This is a genomic window from Serratia liquefaciens, assembly GCF_027594825.1.
Lineage (GTDB): Bacteria > Pseudomonadota > Gammaproteobacteria > Enterobacterales > Enterobacteriaceae > Serratia > Serratia liquefaciens_A.
In genome coordinates this window covers 573473-594131 of record NZ_CP088930.1, presented here as the reverse complement: position 1 = coordinate 594131, position 20659 = coordinate 573473, and the positions used below count along the sequence as shown (strand labels likewise).

Below are 20659 nucleotides of genomic sequence, written 5' to 3'. Positions count from 1 at the left end.
GTGGGCCAATCTCTGTTGGATTTTTCCGGCTACATTAAATTTTTTGTCGGCCTGTTTGCGCTGGTGAACCCGGTAGGCATTTTGCCAGTATTTATCAGCATGACCAGCTATCAGGCGGCGGCGGGGCGCAATAAAACTAACCTGACCGCCAACCTGTCGGTGGCCATAATCCTCTGGACCTCGCTGTTTTTGGGGGAGGGGATTTTGCGCATGTTCGGCATCTCCATTGACTCGTTCCGCATTGCCGGCGGCATCCTGGTGGTCACCATTGCGATGTCGATGATCAGCGGCAAACTGGGGGAAGACAAACAGAACAAACAGGAAAAATCGGAGAGCGCAATCCGTGAAAGCATCGGCGTAGTGCCCCTGGCATTGCCACTGATGGCCGGACCGGGTGCCATCAGTTCCACCATTGTCTGGAGTTCCCGCTATCATAGCTGGCAAAACCTGTTGGGTTTTACCCTGGCGATCGCGCTCTTTGCCTTTTGTTGCTGGCTATTGTTCCGCGCCGCGCCTTTATTGGTTCGTTTATTGGGGCAAACCGGCATTAACGTCATCACCCGAATCATGGGGTTGTTGCTGATGGCTTTAGGTATCGAATTTATCGTTACCGGCATTAAGGCCATATTCCCGGGTCTGTTGTAATCCGGCGACCGAGTCGTGAATAGGGCGATTCACGACTCAAATTAATTTTAAAAATTAAAATCAATTATTGGTTCGCATTAATATAGTGCGCAATATGAATGAATTTTATTCACTTGCACCAGTATGTGGCATAAATCTCAATTTGTTGCTCAATAAAACGCTAAGCGTTGTTTTTACCCCTTATCTTCCCCAGTTATTGCCCTTTTTCCCCCTCCTAACATCAAATTCGCTGTTAATTTAATCACATCATTCTGTAGGGCTTGTCTCGCTTTCATCCAGGTGTTATTAGTGATTAACCGCACATAAGCAGGTGTTTGTTCTTTGAACGGCCGCTTTGTTAACTGAATGTTTCTTTGTCTGCTGTGTCAGCTTGCAGTGCGCCGCCAGGGCAAGGCTTGTTTTATTTTACCTGATTAAAATCAGTGTTTTATATCGTGTAACTGTCACCCTCGTCCGAGGGGTACAGATCGGGCTTGATGCAATAAAAGAGAATTGCTTAACATTTCTGTAAAAATTATTGGCTATGGAATTTGCCTTCTGCTAATTTCCGAGCAACTTTCTACGCGCAATTAACGCGGCTGCGTCGTCAAAGTGGGAATGATTTTTGCTGGTGTCTGTTTATTTAGAATTCTTATAAATACTTCACGAATATCGATAAGCAATGCTTGTTGGTGAAAAGGAGCCTCGACCATGCAGCAAACCCGAAAGCGCACTCCATTAGCTATGTTCATTGCCGGCTTGCTGAGTATCAGCGCCGTATATTCTGCTCAGGCGGCCGACGTTCCGGCCGGAGTGCAATTGGCTCAACAGCAGAGCATTGTAATTAACAACGGCACGGAAGTGGCTTCGTTGGATCCGCATAAGGTCGAAGGGATACCGGAAAGTAATATTATTCTTAACCTGTTGGAAGGGCTGGTCAGCACCGATGCCAATGGGCATGTGGTACCGGCGACGGCAGCCCAATGGGAAAACCAGGATTTCAAAACCTGGACTTTTCACCTGCGCCCGGACGCGGTATGGAGTGATGGCTCCCCGGTGACCGCACAGGACTTCGTTTATAGCTGGCAGCGCCTGGCCGATCCGAAAACCGGCTCGCCTTACGCCAGCTATCTGCAGTACGCCAAAATTGAAAATATCGACGATATCCTGACCGGCAAGAAAGGGCCGCAAAGCCTGGGCATTAAAGCCATCGATGATAAAACGCTGCAGGTCACGCTGAGCGAACCGGTACCTTACTTCATCAGCATGCTGAGCCACACCTCGCTGAAACCGGTAAAACGTTCGGTGATCGAGAAGTTTGGCGACAAATGGACGTTGCCAGCAAACTATGTTGGCAACGGGGCCTATCGCTTGAAGGATTGGGTAGTGAATGAGCGCATTGTGCTTGAACGCAGCGCGAGCTATTGGAACAACAAGAAAACGGTGATCGATAAGGCGACGTTCTTGCCGATCGCCTCCGAGGTCAGCGACGTTAACCGCTTCCGCAGCGGTGAAATTGATATCACCAACAGCGCCATCCCGCCGAACCTGTTCGCGAAGATGAAGAAAGAGATCCCTGAGCAACTGCACGTTAACCCTTATCTGTGCACCTTTTATTACGAGATTAACAACCAGCGTGCGCCCTTTACCGATCCGCGGGTTCGCGCTGCCGTGAAACTGACGCTGGACCGTGACATTATCGCCAACAAAATCATGGGCCAGGGGCAGATCCCGGCGTTCAGTTTCACCCCAACCTTTACCGAAGGCGCCAAATTCACTGCGCCGGCATGGGCGAGTTGGAGCCAGGAACAGCGCAATGCCGAGGCCAGGAAGCTGCTGGAGCAAGCCGGTTTCAGCGCCAGCAAACCGCTTAAGTTCACGCTGCTGTACAACACCTCCGATCAAAATAAGCAGCAGGCCATTGCCGCCGCTTCGATGTGGAAGAAAAACCTCGGTGCTGAGGTGACGCTACGCAACCAGGAGTGGAAAACCTCGCTTGAAAGTCGCCATCAGGGGCAGTACGACGTGGCGCGCGCTACCTGGTGCGGTGACTATAACGAGCCGAGCGCATTCCTCAATCTGGTGCTTTCCAACAGCAGCATCAACACCATTTTCTACAAGAGCCCGGCGTTTGACGCCCTGATGGCCGGCACGCTAAAAGCGCCGGACGAGGCTGCACGCGCCGCCCTTTATCAGCAGGCAGAAGCTCAGTTGGATAAAGATTCGGCGTTGATTCCGGTGTATTACCGCGTCAGCGCTCGCCTTATCAGACCGTCGGTGGGCGGCTTTACCGGTAAGGATCCGCTGGACTACACCGATGTGAAAAATCTGTACATCATCAAGCAGTAACGAGGGGTATTACGCCACGCCATCAGCGGTGGAGTAATACAGGGAAGGCCGCCTGCCGTATTCGTTCAGCGGCAGCCGGTATAACAAGGTCCGCTCACGGGCAACGCAGGCTCCACGATGAGCCTGTGATAATAAAAACTGGAGTATACACATGACCAACATCACGAAAAAAACCATCCTTGCGGCCGGCATCATTGCCGCGCTGGGTATCACAGCAACCGGAAGTGCTTTTGCGGCTGTCGTGCCGGCGGGCGTGCAACTGGCGGACAAACAAGAGATCGTTAAGAACAACGGTTCGGAAGTGCAATCGCTCGACCCGCATAAAATCGAAGGCGTACCTGAAAACAACGTAACGCGCGATCTGATGGAAGGCCTGGCCAACAACAGCCCGGATGGTTCCATTGTCCCTGGCGTCGCGGAAAGCTGGGATAACAAAGATTTTAAAGTCTGGACCTTCCATCTGCGTAAAGACGCAAAATGGTCGAACGGCAAGCCGGTCACGGCGCAAGATTTCGTGTATAGCTGGCAGCGCGTGGTTGATCCGAAAACCGCATCACCTTATGCCAGCTATCTGCAATATGCCCACGTAGAAAACGTGGATGACGTCATCGCCGGGAAGAAAGATAAATCTACCCTGGGCGTGAAAGCCATTGATGACCATACCTTCCAGGTGACCCTGACCGAGCCGGTGCCTTACCTGGTTGAAATGACCCCGCACTATGCGATGAAGCCGGTATATAAAGAAGCCGTCGAGAAGTTTGGCGAAAAGTGGACCTTGCCGGCCAACTACGTCAGCAACGGTGCTTACAAACTGAAAGATTGGGTGGTTAACGAACGCATCGTACTGGAACGTAACCCGGAATATTGGGATAACGCGAAAACCATCATTAACAAAGTGACCTTCCTGCCAATTTCTTCGGAAGTGACCGACGTTAACCGCTACCGCACCGGCGAAATCGACATGACCTATAACAACATGCCGATCGAACTGTTCCAGAAGTTGAAAAAAGAGATCCCGAAAGAGGTTCACGTAGATCCTTATCTGTGTACCTACTACTACGAAATCAACAACCAGAAAGCGCCATTTACCGATGCACGCGTACGTGAAGCACTGAAACTGGGTCTGGACCGCGACATCATCACCAACAAAGTAAAAAACCAGGGCGATCTGCCGGCTTACAGCTTCACACCGCCATACACCGACGGCGCCAAACTGACCCCACCTGAGTGGTTCAGCTGGACGCAAGAAAAACGTAATGAAGTGGCGAAAAAACTGCTGGCCGATGCAGGCTATGGCCCAGGCAAACCGCTGACTTTCTCACTGCTGTACAACACTTCAGATCTGCATAAGAAGCTGGCAATCGCCGCGGCCTCCATCTGGAAGAAAAACCTGGGTGTGGATGTCAAGCTGGTGAACCAGGAGTGGAAAACCTTCCTGGATACCCGTCATCAGGGGACCTACGACGTTGCGCGTGCCGGCTGGTGTGCGGACTACAACGAACCTAGCTCGTTCCTGAACATGATGCTGTCTGACAGCAGCAGTAACACCCCGCACTATAAGAGCGCCGAGTTCGACAAGCTGATGGCCAACGTGCTGACGGCGAAAACCAAAGAAGAACGTGCCGAGCTGTATCAGAAGGCCGAAGTTCAGCTGGATAAAGATTCTGCCATCGTTCCGGTTTATTACTACGTGAATGCCCGTCTGGTGAAACCTTATGTTGGGGGTTACACCGGTAAAGACCCGCTTGATAACGTGTACGATAAAAACCTGTACATCATCAAGCATTGATACGGTAAGTGCCGGCGGTGTTAACCGCCGGCCTATGTTGTGAATAATAAGCCGTTATCAGGCTGCAACACAGGGTTAGGGCAATGCTTAAATTTATATTTCGTCGCTTATTGGAAGCGATCCCGACGCTATTTATTCTGATCACCATCTCATTCTTTATGATGCGCCTGGCGCCCGGCAGCCCATTTACCGGCGAACGCGCGTTGCCGCCGGAAGTGATGGCCAACATCGAAGCCAAATACCATTTGAACGATCCTATCTGGAAACAGTACGGCCATTATCTGGCCCAGCTGTCGCAGGGCGATTTTGGTCCTTCATTCAAATACAAAGATTATTCGGTCAACGATCTGGTGGCTGCTTCATTCCCGGTCTCTGCCAAGCTGGGTCTGGCCGCATTTTTGCTGGCGGTGATCCTGGGTGTTAGCGCTGGTGTGGTGGCTGCACTGAATCAAAATACCAAATGGGACTACACGGTGATGGGCTTTGCCATGACCGGGGTGGTGATCCCCAGTTTCGTGGTGGCGCCGTTACTGGTGTTGATCTTCGCCATCACGCTGAAATGGCTGCCGGGTGGGGGTTGGAACGGCGGGGCACCGAAATTTATCATCCTGCCAATGGTGGCGCTGTCGTTGGCCTATATCGCCAGTATCGCCCGTATCACGCGTGGCTCGATGATTGAAGTGCTGCATTCCAACTTTATCCGTACCGCGCGCGCCAAAGGTTTGCCTATGCGCCGCATTATATTGCGCCATGCGTTGAAGCCTGCGTTATTGCCCGTGCTTTCCTATATGGGCCCGGCGTTTGTCGGCATCATCACGGGGTCTATGGTTATCGAAACCATTTACGGCCTGCCGGGTATCGGCCAGCTGTTTGTTAACGGCGCGCTTAACCGCGACTACTCTTTGGTATTGAGTCTGACCATTCTGGTTGGCGCTCTGACTATCCTGTTTAACGCGATCGTGGACGTGCTGTATGCCGTTATCGATCCAAAAATTCGTTATTAAGCTGGAGCACGCAAATGATGTTGACGAAAAAGAACAGCGAGGCTCTGGAGCACTTCAGCGAGAAGCTCGAAGTGGAAGGACGCAGCCTGTGGCAGGATGCCCGTCGCCGCTTTGTGCACAACCGGGCGGCGCTCAGCAGCCTGTTCGTATTGGCTTTGATTACCCTGTTTGTGATTGTGGCGCCCTGGCTGTCGCAGTTTGCCTATGACGATACCGATTGGGCGATGATGTCGGCCGCGCCAAGTCTCGAATCGGCACACTACTTCGGTACGGACTCATCGGGCCGCGATCTGCTGGTGCGCGTAGCGATTGGCGGGCGTATCTCGCTGATGGTCGGCGTGTCGGCTGCGCTGGTGGCGGTGATTGTCGGTACCCTGTACGGTGCAATGTCCGGTTACCTGGGCGGTAAAATCGACTCGGTGATGATGCGTCTGCTGGAGATCCTCAACTCCTTCCCGTTCATGTTCTTCGTGATCCTGCTGGTGACCTTCTTCGGGCAGAATATCCTGCTGATCTTTGTCGCTATCGGCATGGTGTCGTGGCTGGATATGGCGCGTATCGTGCGTGGTCAAACCCTGAGCCTGAAGCGTAAAGAATTTATCGAAGCGGCGTTGGTGTGCGGGGTTTCGAGCCGCAACATCGTGCTGCGCCATATCGTGCCGAACGTGCTGGGTGTGGTGGTGGTTTACGCCTCATTGCTGGTGCCGAGCATGATCCTGTTCGAATCTTTCCTCAGCTTCCTGGGGCTGGGGACGCAAGAGCCGTTAAGCAGTTGGGGGGCATTGCTGAGCGATGGCGCCAACTCGATGGAAGTTTCACCGTGGTTGCTGCTGTTCCCGGCGGGTTTCCTGGTTGTCACTCTGTTTTGTTTCAACTTTATCGGCGATGGCCTGCGTGACGCCCTCGACCCGAAAGATCGTTAAGGAGTGCAATCATGAGCACCATTGAAAATCCGCAGTTGCAAACCGCCGGCACCGTGAAGCCGTCGCTGTTGCTGGATGTAAAAGATCTGCGCGTGACCTTCGGCACTCCGGATGGTGATGTGACGGCAGTGAACGATCTGAATTTTGATCTGCGCGCCGGTGAAACGCTGGGTATCGTAGGCGAATCCGGCTCCGGCAAATCCCAGACCGCCTTCGCGTTGATGGGACTGCTGGCCAGCAATGGTCGCATTGGCGGTTCGGCCAAATTTAACGGCCGTGAGATCCTCAACCTGCCGGAAAAACAGCTCAACAAGCTGCGGGCGGAAGAAATTTCGATGATCTTCCAGGACCCGATGACCTCGCTCAATCCTTATATGCGCGTTGGCGAGCAGCTGATGGAAGTGCTGATGCTGCATAAAAACATGAGCAAAAGCGAAGCCTTCGAAGAGTCGGTTCGCATGCTCGATGCGGTCAAAATGCCGGAAGCACGCAAGCGCATGCGCATGTACCCGCATGAGTTTTCCGGCGGGATGCGCCAGCGCGTAATGATCGCCATGGCACTGCTGTGCCGGCCCAAGCTGCTGATTGCCGATGAACCTACCACCGCATTGGATGTGACGGTACAGGCGCAGATCATGACGCTGTTGAACGAACTGAAACGTGAGTTCAATACCGCGATCATCATGATCACCCACGACCTGGGCGTTGTGGCCGGTATCTGTAATAAGGTGTTGGTGATGTATGCCGGGCGTACCATGGAGTACGGCAGCGCGCGGGATGTGTTCTATCACCCGAGCCATCCTTATTCCATTGGTTTGCTGAATGCGGTACCGCGTCTGGATGCCGAAGGCGAGGCGCTGATGACCATTCCCGGCAACCCGCCGAACCTGCTGCGCCTGCCGAAAGGCTGTCCGTTCCAACCGCGTTGTGCGTACGCGATGGCGCAATGCTCGAGCGCTCCGCCATTGGAGCAGTTTGGTGAAGGGCGCCTGCGCGCCTGCTTTAAACCAGTGGAGGCGTTGGTATGACAGCGGTAACCGACAAGAAAGTGTTGCTCGAAGTGGCCGATTTGAAAGTGCACTTCGACATTCATGATGACAAACAGTGGTTCTGGCAGCCGCCGAAAACGCTCAAAGCCGTTGACGGTGTGACGCTGCGCCTGTTCGAAGGGGAAACCCTGGGCGTGGTCGGCGAGTCCGGCTGTGGAAAATCGACGTTTGCCCGTGCCATTATCGGCCTGGTGAAAGCCACCAGTGGACGCGTGGCCTGGTTGGGTAAAGATTTGCTTGGCATGAGCGACGTCGACTGGCGCAAAACCCGCAGCGACATCCAGATGATCTTCCAGGATCCGCTGGCCTCGCTGAACCCGCGTATGACCATCGGTGAAATCATCGCGGAACCGCTGCGCACCTATTACCCAAAAATGCCGCGTCAGGAAGTGAAAGACAAGGTAAAGGCGATGATGCTGAAGGTTGGCCTGCTGCCTAACCTGATCAACCGCTATCCGCATGAGTTCTCTGGCGGTCAGTGTCAGCGTATTGGGATTGCACGCGCCTTGATCCTCGAACCCAAGTTGGTGATCTGTGATGAACCGGTCTCGGCGCTGGACGTGTCGATTCAGGCGCAGGTGGTGAACCTGCTGCAGCAACTGCAGCGTGAAATGGGCCTGTCGCTGATCTTTATCGCCCACGATCTGGCGGTGGTCAAACACATCTCCGACCGTGTGTTGGTGATGTATCTGGGCCATGCGGTGGAGCTGGGGACTTATGATGAGGTGTACCACAATCCGCAACATCCTTACACCAAGGCGTTGATGTCGGCGGTGCCGATCCCGGACCCGGACAAGGAGAAGGAAAAGCAGATCCAGTTACTGGAAGGGGAACTGCCTTCGCCGATCAATCCGCCTTCTGGCTGCGTGTTCCGCACCCGCTGCCCGATCGCCGGGCCGGAATGTGCCAAGACGCGTCCGCTGCTGGAAGGCAGCTTCCGCCATGCCGTGTCCTGTCTGAAGGTCGATCCGCTGTAAACGGTCATTTCATTCCATTTTGTTGCCTGAAGGGTTCATGTTTGCATGAACCCTTTTTTTATGGCATTCCCGCCACAACGCAAAACCAACAAAAGCCACAAATTACTCCCCCGGCTAAAAAAGGAAACTCAGCGTGTTTATTTAAAAATAATAAATCAAATTCAATGGGTAATTCTATTTTTACATGATTTTTACTGTGGCCTTTGTGATTCTGGTTTGTGGTTTTAATGTTGTAATGGTGTGGTTTGTGTGGTTTTATTATCACATGTTTGGTGGTGAGAAAACGCGTATGACACAGCTAAATGAAAATGTTGATGTGGTAGTTATCGGGGGCGGCGTAGTGGGATGCGCCGTTTTCCGACGTTTCACCCTGATGGGCGCGAAAACGCTATTGCTGGAGCGAGGCGGCGATATCTTGTCCGGTGCTAGCAAAGCCAACAGCGCGATCCTCCATACCGGTTTTGATGCGCCGACGGGAAGCCTGGAACTGCAATGCATGCAGGCGGGTTACGACGAGTATCTGGCAATCCGGGAAAAGATGAACCTCCCGCTGTTGCAAACCACGGCCATCGTGGTGGCCTGGAACGAAGAACAGCTCGCGGCGCTGCCTGGCATCGTGAAACAGGCCCATGAAAATGGGGTGACGGACGTGGTGCAGATTTCGGCCGCCGAAGTTTATCTGCGTGAGCCAAAACTGGCGGATGGCGCGCTGGGTGGAGTATGGGTTCCGGGCGAATATGTCATCGATCCCTGGAGCGCACCACTCGCTTACGTTACGCAGGCGGTGATGCACGGTGGGGCATACCGTTTTAACTGCGAAGTGACCAAGGCGACGCGCGACGAGCAAGGTTGGCTATTGCAGACCGACCAGGGCAGCGTGCGCACTCGGCTGGTGATCAACTGTGCGGGTAACCATGGCGACCTGGTTGATGGCCTGTGGCGCAAACCGGATTATGAAATCCGCCCAAGGAAAGGGCAGTTTCTGGTCTATGACAAAGCCGCTGCGGCAGATATCAATGCCATTATCCTGCCGGTTCCGACGCCCACCACCAAAGGCGTGCTGCTGTGTCGAACCATTTTCGGCAATATGATCCTGGGTCCGACGGCTGAAGAGCAAACCGATCGCAACCGGGCCGATGTCGATGAGTCGGTGCTTAAAGGGCTGATTGAAAAAGGCAGTCGGATGTTGCCGACATTGACGCAATACAGCGTGACCGCCACCTACGCCGGGCTACGGCCGGCAACGGAAAAGAAAGAGTATCGAATTTATCACTACCCGCAGGAAAATTGGATCAGCGTAGGAGGGATCCGCTCCACCGGGCTGACCGCTGCGTTGGGGATTGCCGCCCATGTAGAAACGCTTTATCGCGACCATTTCAACCCGCTATTTACGCATCAACCGCCCGCTGAATTCCAGTGGCCGGTGATGCCGATGCTGTCTGATTATCAGCCGCGCGATTATACCTGTTCGGGCAATGGCGGCATCGTGTGTCATTGTGAATTAGTCACACGGCGCGAGCTGGAGGCGGCATTCCACTCGGCGGTTCCGCCTGAGTGTATCGGTGGTTTGCGTCGCCGCACCCGCGTCATGATGGGACGCTGCAACGGCTTTTTCTGCAGTAATCAGGTGGCCGAAATCGTGGGCGATCGTTTGGACAACACTCTGGTTGTTGGGAGGGTGGAATGAGTCAGTCATATGACGTGATTATTATTGGTGCCGGGCCGGCCGGTTTGGCCGCCGCCCGCGCTTTATGGGATGAAGGCGTAAACCGCGTTCTGCTGTTGGAAAGGGAAAAGCAGGCGGGCGGCGTACCGCGCCATTGCCGTCATCCGACGTTCGGCCTGCAGACTTTTCACCGGCCGATGAAAGGGCACCTCTGGGCCGAACGCATCCTGAGCCTGGTGGAAAACCATTGTGAAATCAGAACCGGCACCACGGTGGTAAATATCAAGCCCGGCGGTGAGGTGATCATCTCTGGCGATCGGGGCCTTGAAACCTTGCATGCCAAACGTGTGATTATTGCCACGGGCGTGCGCGAAACGCCGCGCCACGCCAGGCTGGTCAGTGGCGTCAGGCCTCAGGGGGTTTTGACTGCTGGTGCGTTACAGCAGTTTATCTATCTGAAAAAACTCAAGCCGGGCATTAAGCCGGTGATCATCGGGTCTGAGTTGGTCAGTTTTTCCACGATCTGGACGCTGCGCAATGCGGGCATCAAGGCGCTGGCTATGATCGATGAAAACACCCGGCCAACGGCGTTCCGCGTGGCCGCGCTATATGCCCGTCTTATGGGGGTTAAACTCCATCTGGGTGCGCATGTCACTCAAATCAATGGCGGCGAGCGGGTGGAAAGCATCGAATTTACCGCCGCAGACGGCAGCTCACAACGGCTGGCCTGCGACAGCATCATCTTTACCGGACGCTTTACCGGCGAGTACACGCTGATCCGTAACAGCCATTTGGCCTATGAGCCTGAGACTGGCCGCCCATGGTTCGATCAGCATGGTCGCTGTTCCGATCCGGACTATTATGTCGCAGGCAATATGACCCACCCAGCCGATATGGGGGATCAGTGTTACCAGGAAGGGTTGCGCGTAGGCCAGAAGGTTGCGCAATCTCTGCAACAGGATGACGCGCCGCGATTCAATGTTGCCATTCAACTGGATGAAGTATTCCGTCTTGCTGCGCCAAATCGGGTTTCCGTCTCAGCGCAGGCTGCGGGTTGCGTCACGCTCAACGTCCGTGTTAACCGTTACCATAAAGGCGAGATTATCGTGCGCGATGGCGAAAAGGAGCTTTATCGCGGAACACACCGCTGTTTGCCTGAACGCCGTATTCTTCTGAAAAATATCGATATCTCTGGCGTGACCCCGGACAGTCAACTGACCGTGATTGCCCGATAGCGCTATTCCCCATCCAGCCAAGTGAAAAGCCTGCATATGCAGGCTTAGTTTATTCTGGTACCTCAGCGAGCTATTTGAATTCGTGTTCAACCTCGGACCACAGGCTTACGCGTTGATTGCGCGACTGATAAAACTCAATCTCTCGTTTAATGCCTGCGCTTTTATCCCAACCGGGAAGATCCAAAATAATCAACTCTTCCATCATGGCTAAAAACAGTGCGTCTACCGGCGCCCACATTTTGCCAATCGCTGTTTTATCGGTGTTTTGCAGCTGCAAATTAATCGGGTGCGACATCGTGACCTGGCTGAAAACCGCATGGCCTGCCTCGATGATGTTGGCGGCAACCCTGTTGCAGGCGAGAAAACGCTCTTGTACTACGTTTTCATCGCTATGGCTGTAGGGGCAGGCAAGGAATATCTTACGCATGGAAAACCTCATAGGCTTAAAAGAAAGCCGTGCCTGGTGGCCAGGCACGGCGGGGGATAATCAGGGAATTAAACTGTCAGAGGAACGCTTGGCCTGGCGCTTTGCGCCGCCGCCTCTTCGAGCTCGTCGCGTTGCTCCATCCGTTGCGCCTCCGGTACGGAAATAAAGATTGCGATGGTTACGGCAATGGCGCCGGCAAGGAATTTGCCGACCATAATCGGCAGGACCAGGGTGGGCTGGAAGTTGGCGGTAAAGGCCAAGTGGTCGCCTAAGGTCGCCTGGGCGCAGATACCAAAGGCCACGCACAGCACTTTGTCACGGGCGCGCATATCTTTGAACAGGTGATAAACGGCAATGATGTTGGCCAGCACCATGACCATGCCGATGGCCCCGGCATCCGTGAGCCGAAGCTGTCGACCGATAAACTTCATCGGGCGCTGGCAATATTTTTGGAACAGGTAGCAAATCGGGAAGGTCCCCGCCAGCATGATGCCGATATAGCCGGCAATCTCAATCGCCCGATACAGTTCTTTTTCGTCGGCGAAAAGCGGATCGAACACCCAGCCGCCAAAGACTTTGCTAAAGACCCCGGTGAAGTGCTCAATGATGCAGGCAGCCAGCACCATTTTGATAAAGGCATCCATAATCTTACCGAAGAACAGGAAGCATTTTACCATCCAGAGCGTGCGGTATTTCAGCCCTAATGCCAGCAGGATACAAAAGACGAACAGCGGGGAAAGCAGTTGCAAGGCATTGAAAAAGTCGATGCTTAAATAATGGTTGGCGGGGGACGCCGTAGAGATGATATCCCGTACCGGAATATTATTAAGCGTGATGATCATCAATGATATCAGCACGCCAAACGGGATGCTGATTAAGCCCGCCATGGCACCCAGCGCCAGATATTTGTGGTCTTTTTGTTGCAGCATGACCAGGCCGACCGGAATTAAATAAACGATGCTGGCCCCGGAGGTGTAGCCAATCAGCATGGCCGTGATCCATTGGTCGCGGTTGGCGGCAATGGCGTCCGCCAACTGATAGCCGCCCATATCAACGGCGATAATCGACAGGGCGGCAATGGACGCATCCGATCCCATAGATTGGAACAGGGGGCCAACGGTGTAGGTAATGACGTAGGACAGAATGGGGATTGCCGCCATAATGCCGGCCTGGGCCAGAAAGACCGGGCCAATGGAATGAATGCCATTGACGAACTCTTTGCCTAAGCCGCTTTCGGGTTTGACCACCGATGCCATGGCACCAAGCAGGGTTCCGGCCATAATGATATAGATAATGATGTTGCCAATCTCGGACATAATTGCCTCCACTTTCTTATTATTTATTCGCCGCGCAGGTTGCGGGAACGGGAAATAATGTCCTTATATTTTGCAAAATAAGGTGACAGATCGCGTTCCGCAGGCTCGGTGGTTGTTTGTTGTGTTCTGATGTTCATGGGGTGGGTATTGCCTAACCCCTTGCGGGCCAATAAGGCGACGCCCTGGGCGGTAATTTCCCGGTTGGCAGGGGTAACGATGCGCTTTTGGATCAGGCTGGCAAGGAACTGCTTAAAGTAGAGGTTCGCCGACAAGCCGCCGTCCACGGAGATGGTGTCGCCGATCGGGCGAACTTTGTCCATGGCGAAGATCACCTCGGCCGAGCGCATGGCGATCCCTTCAAGAATGGACTGCAGCATGTCTTTGCGTTCGGTTTCCAGCGACAGCCCGGCCCATAACCCGGCGGCCGAGCGATCCCAATAGGGGCAGCCCAAGCCGGAAAGTGCCGGGATAAAAGCCAACCCGCGAGCGATAGCCGGTTCTTCAGGGAAATCGGAGAACTCCTCGATATCGCTGTACAAGCCAATCTTTTTGGCCCAGTTAATGGCCGATGCCGCGTTATAGACGCCGCCATCCAGGCCATAGAGCGGGGGCTCGCCCGGTAATTTCCAGCACAGCGTCGGCAGCAGCCCCGAGCCCTGTGAGTCAGGAACCTTGGTGCCGGTAATCGATTGCAAAAATGCGCCGGTGCCGAAGGTGATTTTCATCTGGCCAGGTTGCAGACAACCATGTCCATAGGTGCCGGCAAACTGATCGACGATACAGGCCGTCAGTGGCGTGGTATTACCGGCACAGTTTACGTCGCCAAAGTGACCGGTATTGTCGCGAATTTCAGGCAAGGCATCGATCGGGACGCCAAAAAGTCGACACAGTTCCTCGTCCCATTGCAGAGTATGAATATTGAACAGCGAGGTCCTTGAGGCCGAGTTGTAATCCGTGGCGTGGGTACCGCACAGGTGGAACATGAAAAAACTGTCCATGGTGCCGAGCCGCAGGTGGCCTCGACGGGAGAGTTCACGGGCGCCAGGCACATTGCGCATGATCCAGCCCAGTTTGCTCCCGGAGAAATAGGTATCCAGCGGCAGGCCGGTTTTTGCCCGAACGGTTTCTTCCATACCTTCATTGCGCAACTGACGAATGACGGATCCTGTACGCTGATCCTGCCAAATAATGGCGTTATAGAGCGGCAGGCCGCTCTGGGCATCCCAGGCGACGACGCTCTCGCCCTGATGCGCCAGACCGATGGCATCCACCACCCCACACTGGCTAAGACAGGTGCGAATATTGCGCAGGATCTCCATGGGATCGTGTTCAACCCAACCAGGATTGGGCGTTAATTGTTTGTGCGCGATGGCGGCGGGGGAAAAATGTTTTCCATCCTCGCCGAACACCACGACGCGTGTTCCTGTTGTTCCTTGGTCAATGGCTGCATAGCGTTGATTCAGCATAAAGCCCTCAGGTCTATTTTGTGGTTTAGATGTTGTCATTGTGCCCGTTTATATTATTTAGTATCATTACTACACATTAAATCAACATCAAACTCACAATTTTCGATTTAATTGTGACCAATGTCTTGGTTTTAACTTCTGACAGTGTGGTTATGCTGTGGTTGTTGTGGTTTTTGCCCTGTGAAAAGTGAAATAGGCGGTTGCTTCACGTGAGGAGTTGGTAAACAATTGTCTACCAAGCAATTAAAACGTCATCTAAACCCACACTTTTTATAATGCTAAAGACAACATAATGGATCAGAAGATGGATTACTCAAACGCATTAGAACGAAGGAACATCATTCTCGAGAAGTTGAAAAATAGTGGGCAGGTGTTCGTCAATGAGTTGGCTGATGACTTTAATGTCTCGCAGGAAACCATCCGCAGAGACCTGAATAAGCTTGAAGAGCTGAAACACATCAAGAAAATCCATGGCGGGGCGGTCATTGCTCAATATGGGTTTGAGCTGGAGTTTAATCAGCGGGCCAGACTGGCCGAGGATGACAAAAAGGCCATTGCCATTAAAGCGGCCGAATTGATCAAGCCAGGGGACTCGCTTTTTATCGACTTCGGGACCACGACGCTGGAATTTGCCAAGCAGATTGCCGGGATTAACCAGCTTACCGTCATCACCAATTCTCCGGTGATCGCCAACCTGTTCCATGATAATTCAACGATTAACCTGATCCTGATTGGCGGGCAGTTCGGCCTGTCGAAAATGGAGTGCATTGGCCCGGTGGCATTGCAGGGGATCAGCGCTTTCTATGCGGATTATGCGGTCATCGGCGCCGGGGCAGTGAGCCCAAAGGCAGGGGTGATGGATCAGGATTTGAACGAGGCCGCCATTGCCCGTCAGATGATCAAAAACAGCAACAAAACCATTGTCCTTGCCGATGGACACAAGTTGAATAACCATGCGACAGGGCTGGTGGCAGAGTTAAAAGATATCTCGTGGCTGGTGACCAGCGATCCGGAGAAGAAACTGAAGAACCTGGTTTTCCCGGCAAATCTCCAGGTGATTGTGGCCTGAGGGGCTAAGCAACCCTGCCGGTCGCGATGACCGACAGGGTTATATGGGTATCAAAAGGTTACTCTTTCCACAGGATATGGCAAAGCTTGTGGTCTTTCTCGCGGCAGAGCAGTACGCGGGCAAAAACGTCATTGATCGGCTCGCCATCGCTGTCAGCCAGGCCAATCACTACCTCGGCAAAGAAATCCGGGTTCAGGTCAAAATCCACATGTTCCGACCAGTCTTCCGCAGGGTCATACAGTTCTGCGCCACCGCGCTCCTCAAACTGCAGATTGAACAGCAGAATATCCGCCGGATCCAGATTGTCGCCGGCCAGTTCCAGAAAGATGTCGTAAGCCTGTTCCAGCGTTTCGTCTTCAGTAAGGCGGTTATTCAAATCCATAATTAAATCCCGATCACAAATGATTTGGCGTTATTAAACCATGCCCGCTGCGGCATTTATAGCAGCGGGCTGAAAAAGTAGAACAGGCGCTCGACAATCCGATGCCAGAATGGCCGTTTCTGCCACTCCTGGGCGTTCAGCAACTGCGAACGGGCAATGTAATCATCCTGCACACAGGCCAGATCGCTGCCGAAACCGTCATCGTCGATCACCAGCGTGATTTCGAAGTTCAGCCACAGGCTGCGCATGTCCAGGTTCACCGTACCCACCAGGCTGAGCTGACCGTCGACCAACACGCTTTTGGTATGCAGCAGACCGCCTTCGAACTGATAGATCCGCACGCCAGCTTCCAGCAGTTCGGAGAAGAATGAGCGGCTGGCCCAGCGTACCATCGTCGAGTCGTTGTCGCGTGGGACAATAATGCTGACTTCCACCCCGCGCAGGGCGGCGGTGCAGATAGCATGCAGCAGGTCGTCGCTTGGCACAAAGTAAGGCGTGGTCATGATCAGCTGTTCGCGCGCAGAGTAAACGGCCGTCAGCAGCGCCTGGTGGATCATCTCTTCAGGGAAGCCGGGGCCGGAAGCGATAACCTGGATGGTGTGGCCGCTTTCCTGTTCGAACGGCATGATATTGACGTCCGGCGGCGGCGGCAGAATACGTTTACCGGTTTCAATCTCCCAATCGCAGGCATAAACGATCCCCATGGTACTGGCGACCGGGCCTTCCATGCGCGCCATCAAATCGATCCATTGGCCGACGCCGGCATCCTGTTTGAAATAGCGCGGGTCTACCATGTTCATGCTGCCGGTGTAGGCAATATAGTTGTCGATCAGCACCACCTTGCGGTGCTGGCGCAAATCCATTCGACGCAGGAACACGCGGAACAGGTTGACCTTAAGCGCCTCCACGACTTCGATACCGGCATTGCGCATCATGCCGGGATAGGGGCTGCGGAAAAACTGCAGGCTGCCGGCAGAATCCAGTAACAGTCGGCAGTGTACGCCGCGGCGCGCAGCGGCCATCAGCGACTCGGCGACCTGATCCACCAGCCCGCCGGGCTGCCAGATATAAAACACCATCTCTATATTATGACGAGCCAGCTCAATATCGCGGATCAGCGCTTTCAGCGTCGAGTCGGTGGTGGTGAGCAGCTGGAGTTGGTTACCTTTGACCCCATCAATACCCTGACGGCGATCGCACAGTTGGAACAGGGGTCTGGCGACCTCACTGTACTCCGTGGCGAAGATCCGCTGGCTCTCTTTCAATTCGCTCAGCCAGCGTGCGGTAGAGGGCCACATGGCCTTGGCGCGTTCGGCGCGGCGCTTGCCCAGGTGCAATTCGCCAAAAGATAAATAAGCCACAATACCGAACAGCGGCAGAATGTAGATAACCAGCAGCCAGGCCATCGCAGAAGGTACGGCTCGGCGTTTCATCAGAATACGCAGGGTCACACCGGCGATAAGCAGCCAGTAACCAAACACCATGAGCCAACTGATTACGGTATAAAATGTTGTCATAAAGGCGAAAAATCCCGTTCGCAAACCACCAACGATGAGTGTACGCACAGAATGGTAAAGGGGAAACCTTTTCTCCGCGCTTATGTTGCAAAAATATGATTGTCTTAAGGGACTTGCTGTAAACAAAAAGAGCATTTTAAGCTGCCAGTCGCGCCACCGAAACAGAGTGAAATACGGCAAGTTGTGGCTTGGATCGCACGGCGAAAGGGCTATAATGCCCGCCGTTGGCTTTTGACGAATGAGTAACGAAACGATGAGACGCAGTAGAAACGAAGTGGGCCGCTGGCGGATGTTGCGGCAGAGCCAGCGCCGCAGGCATCGCTGGTTGGAACGCCAGTCATGCAGCAATCGGCATATCATTCGGGTGCGGCGTCGCCTGGACGATCAGCACCGACGTTCGTTGCTGTTTGTGGTGTCGTACGAGTGGTAAAACGAAAACAGTCCCTGAGGGGACTGTCAGATTATTGACAAAGGGGGAGAAAAGCGTGGTTTTTCCCCCTTTGTGTTATCAGCCGAAAATCAATAAATTGATTTTCCTGATTTATTTTCAAAATCTTTAGCGGCTGCCGCCAAACATTATATGTTTGTCAACGGCCTAACAGTCCCTGAGGGGACTGTTTTGTTAGCACAGGTTGGGATTATTTTCCCAGGTAGGCGTTAAGCATCCACACCTGTTTTTCCTGCTCTTTGATGTAATCGCTCATCAATGAAGCTGTCCCTTCATCACCGGCATCGGCGGCCAGCGTCAGCAGTTCACGCTGCTGTTGCAGCAGCACCGAATAGCCGTGCAATAAACCGCTTAGCGTGCCTTTATCGTCGGTGACGTTGGTGTCTTCCTTGATGTCGGAAGTTTTCAGGTAATCGCTGAAGGCATGGCGAGGCTGCGAACCCAGGGTCAAAATACGCTCCGCCAGTTCATCGACCTTGGTCAGCAGATCGTTATAAGTTTCTTCAAATTTGACGTGCAGCTCAAAGAAGTGCGGACCGGAGATGTTCCAGTGGTAGCCGCGTACGTTCATATACAGCACCTGATAATTCGCCAGCAGCGCATTCAGGGCTTCCGAGAGTTTTGCCGATTGTTTGCTGTCCAGGCCGATATGGTTTTTCGCTGCTTTCTTCGTCGTTGCCATAATAATCTTCTCCTGATTATTTGATTCGATGATTTACACAATATCCATAACAAACACAGTAACCGGATTTATCGCAGGGTTAAAGACGATCAAAAGCATCAATGCCATCGTCAAAACCAATATCGATAAATCCGCGAAGCAAATTGCCAAATCAGTTTAAGCAGAATGCGTTAACAACAACAGCAGCTTTCGACCATTACTTGCGCAATGCCATTTTTGCCACGCCGGCGCCCAGTGCCATCAATACAGCGGCCGCAATCAACACGACGATAAACGCGCGGTCGAATGCCAGCCGCGCCAGTTGTTTAAGCTGCTCTGCCTGATCGGCAGCCAGATTGGCGGCCAGCCGCAGGGCTTCGTCGATACTGTCGTAGGCGATATCACTCACCGGCAGGCTCGCCGGCAGTTCCAGACTGTGGCTATAAATGGCGGTCATCAACCCGCCGAGCAGTGTGATACCCAGAACGCCGCCCAACTCATAGGACACATCCTCGATCGACGCGGCCATACCGGATTTTTCTTCCGGGGCATTTAGCATGATGGCGGTGGAGGCTGCCGTAATCACGCCCCCCAAACCAAAACCGGCGATGAACAGGCAAATCAGCTGCAGCACCAGGCTGCTCTGGTAAAGCAGGGCCAGGCCGGCGATGCCTAGGCCGGTCAGGATAAAGCCGCCGAGGATCATGCTGCGCTCGCCGTAGCGCGGCAGCAGCAAACCGGCCATGGGGCCAGCCAGCGCTGAGGCCAGCGGAATGGGCAGAATAAACAGTGCGGCCTGCAACGGACTAAGTTCGAGTACCAGTTGCAGCCGCTGAGTCAGCACCAGTTCCACTCCGACCAACGCGATCATCGACACCAGCGCCACCCCGACGCCGCCGGCGAACAGCCGATTTTTAAACAATGTGAAGTCTATCATCGGGCTGCGGGACTGCCGTTGGCGGCGAACAAACCGCCAAAGCGAGAAAATGCCGACAGCAGCGGCAATGGCCATTGCGCTAAAGGAGGGGGACGCCTTGCTTAACTCCTTCAATGCATAAATGCAGCCCACCAGACCGGCCATGATTTGCACTGAGCCGATGATGTCGTAAGGCGACTTATTTTCACCGCCACAGTGGGGGATCAACCGCCAAGCTAAGGGGAGCACCACCATCACCACGGGAACGTTGATCAAAAACACCGAGCCCCACCAGAAATACTCCAGCAGCACGCCGCCAACCACCGGCCCAATGGCAGCTCCGCCAGAGGCCACTGCCGCCCAGATACCAATCGCCAGCGCGCGCTCACGCTCATCAGTAAAGACATGACGGACAATGGACAGGGTAGCCGGCATCATCATCGCGGCACCTACCGCAAGGAAGACGCGGGCGGCGATCAGCCATTCGGCCGAGGGAGAAAAGGCCGCACAAAGAGAGGCGACGGCAAATACCGGCAACCCGGCAATAAACAACCGCTTGTGGCCGAGGCGATCGCTCAACATGCCGGCACCGGGCAGCAAACCGGCGACCACCAGTGGGTAGGCATTGATGATCCATAATTTTTGCGAGGCGCTGGCATCCAGCGCCAGGGTCAGCCGTGGCAAGGCGGTGTAAAGTACCGTCATGTCGATAATAATCAAAAATAGCGCGCTGGAAATCATTGCCAGGATCAACCAGCGGTTGTTTACGTGCATAATATTATTCCAAAAAAACAAGCGACGCGGGTGCGTGGCTTTCAGGTTACCGCTCGGGATTGCCGGG

18 protein-coding genes are annotated in these 20659 nt (G+C 53.8%); 11 read left to right on the top strand and 7 right to left on the bottom strand.

The genetic code is table 11. The features are described from left to right. The 9 genes from LQ945_RS02610 (at nt 1) to LQ945_RS02570 (ending at nt 11616) form a co-directional block, all read left to right on the top strand. Nucleotides 1-645 carry a YchE family NAAT transporter gene (locus tag LQ945_RS02610; RefSeq protein WP_020827188.1) on the top strand — a complete coding sequence of 215 codons (645 nt, stop codon included), beginning with the start codon at nt 1-3 and terminating at the stop codon, nt 643-645. Between the two features lie 690 nt (nt 646-1335). After that, complete coding sequence (locus LQ945_RS02605; RefSeq protein ID WP_269935137.1) at nt 1336-2973, top strand: ABC transporter substrate-binding protein; 1638 nt, start codon at nt 1336-1338, stop codon at nt 2971-2973. A 151-nt stretch (nt 2974-3124) separates the two neighbouring features. Beyond that, nucleotides 3125-4762 (top strand): oligopeptide ABC transporter substrate-binding protein OppA, encoded by a 1638-nt coding sequence (gene oppA / locus LQ945_RS02600; protein ID WP_270102204.1) that lies wholly within the window; start codon nt 3125-3127, stop codon nt 4760-4762. An 83-nt stretch (nt 4763-4845) separates the two neighbouring features. Further along, nucleotides 4846-5766, top strand: coding sequence for an oligopeptide ABC transporter permease OppB (gene oppB / locus LQ945_RS02595; RefSeq protein WP_020827185.1), 921 nt, complete (start codon nt 4846-4848; stop codon nt 5764-5766). Between the two features lie 14 nt (nt 5767-5780). After that, entirely contained in the window at nt 5781-6689 is a 909-nt protein-coding gene (gene oppC / locus LQ945_RS02590; RefSeq protein ID WP_044551719.1) for an oligopeptide ABC transporter permease OppC, read from the top strand. 11 nt (nt 6690-6700) lie between these two features. Then, nucleotides 6701-7717: an ABC transporter ATP-binding protein gene (locus tag LQ945_RS02585; RefSeq protein WP_044551717.1), complete on the top strand. Its 1017-nt coding sequence runs from the start codon at nt 6701-6703 to the stop codon at nt 7715-7717. After that, nucleotides 7714-8715 (top strand): murein tripeptide/oligopeptide ABC transporter ATP binding protein OppF, encoded by a 1002-nt coding sequence (gene oppF, locus LQ945_RS02580; RefSeq protein WP_020827182.1) that lies wholly within the window; start codon nt 7714-7716, stop codon nt 8713-8715. Before LQ945_RS02585 ends, oppF begins: the two co-directional genes overlap by 4 nt. Before the next feature lie 289 nt (nt 8716-9004). Then, on the top strand, nt 9005-10402 hold the full coding sequence (locus LQ945_RS02575; protein ID WP_044552961.1) for an NAD(P)/FAD-dependent oxidoreductase: 1398 nt from the start codon (nt 9005-9007) through the stop codon (nt 10400-10402). After that, nucleotides 10399-11616, top strand: a complete 1218-nt coding sequence (locus LQ945_RS02570) for an FAD-dependent oxidoreductase (protein ID WP_044551714.1) — start codon at nt 10399-10401, stop codon at nt 11614-11616. The genes LQ945_RS02575 and LQ945_RS02570 overlap by 4 nt, the downstream gene beginning before the upstream one ends. A 70-nt stretch (nt 11617-11686) precedes the next feature. Here LQ945_RS02570 and LQ945_RS02565 read toward each other — a convergent pair whose 3' ends face one another. The 3 genes from LQ945_RS02565 to LQ945_RS02555 all read right to left on the bottom strand — a co-directional run bounded on the left by LQ945_RS02565 (nt 11687) and on the right by LQ945_RS02555 (nt 14825). After that, the gene (locus LQ945_RS02565; protein ID WP_044551712.1) at nt 11687-12043 is read right to left on the bottom strand and encodes a DUF1937 family protein; all 357 of its coding nucleotides are present in this window, start codon (nt 12041-12043) and stop codon (nt 11687-11689) included. A 68-nt stretch (nt 12044-12111) separates the two neighbouring features. After that, complete coding sequence (gene eutH / locus LQ945_RS02560) at nt 12112-13359, bottom strand: ethanolamine utilization protein EutH (protein ID WP_044551710.1); 1248 nt, start codon at nt 13357-13359, stop codon at nt 12112-12114. A 23-nt stretch (nt 13360-13382) separates the two neighbouring features. Beyond that, nucleotides 13383-14825 (bottom strand): glycerol kinase, encoded by a 1443-nt coding sequence (locus LQ945_RS02555; RefSeq protein WP_270102203.1) that lies wholly within the window; start codon nt 14823-14825, stop codon nt 13383-13385. Between the two features lie 304 nt (nt 14826-15129). On the opposite strand from LQ945_RS02555, the gene LQ945_RS02550 reads away from it, so the two are divergent. Beyond that, nucleotides 15130-15894, top strand: a complete 765-nt coding sequence (locus tag LQ945_RS02550; RefSeq protein ID WP_044551705.1) for a DeoR/GlpR family DNA-binding transcription regulator — start codon at nt 15130-15132, stop codon at nt 15892-15894. A gap of 58 nt (nt 15895-15952) precedes the next feature. On the opposite strand, the gene LQ945_RS02545 is transcribed toward LQ945_RS02550, so the two are convergent. Both LQ945_RS02545 and cls read right to left on the bottom strand, forming a co-directional pair. Next, complete coding sequence (locus tag LQ945_RS02545) at nt 15953-16276, bottom strand: HI1450 family dsDNA-mimic protein (protein WP_004945300.1); 324 nt, start codon at nt 16274-16276, stop codon at nt 15953-15955. Nucleotides 16277-16332: 56 nt separating this feature from the next. Next, the gene (gene cls / locus LQ945_RS02540; RefSeq protein ID WP_269935142.1) at nt 16333-17793 is read right to left on the bottom strand and encodes a cardiolipin synthase; all 1461 of its coding nucleotides are present in this window, start codon (nt 17791-17793) and stop codon (nt 16333-16335) included. 253 nt (nt 17794-18046) lie between these two features. Between cls and LQ945_RS02535 the strand changes: the two genes are divergently transcribed. Further along, nucleotides 18047-18223, top strand: coding sequence for a YciY family protein (locus tag LQ945_RS02535; RefSeq protein ID WP_071827036.1), 177 nt, complete (start codon nt 18047-18049; stop codon nt 18221-18223). A 208-nt stretch (nt 18224-18431) separates the two neighbouring features. Here LQ945_RS02535 and LQ945_RS02530 read toward each other — a convergent pair whose 3' ends face one another. After that, nucleotides 18432-18923 (bottom strand): Dps family protein, encoded by a 492-nt coding sequence (locus LQ945_RS02530; RefSeq protein WP_020827174.1) that lies wholly within the window; start codon nt 18921-18923, stop codon nt 18432-18434. A 196-nt stretch (nt 18924-19119) separates the two neighbouring features. Further along, nucleotides 19120-20592 (bottom strand): MFS transporter, encoded by a 1473-nt coding sequence (locus LQ945_RS02525; protein ID WP_270102202.1) that lies wholly within the window; start codon nt 20590-20592, stop codon nt 19120-19122. Nucleotides 20593-20659: the final 67 nt, after the last annotated feature.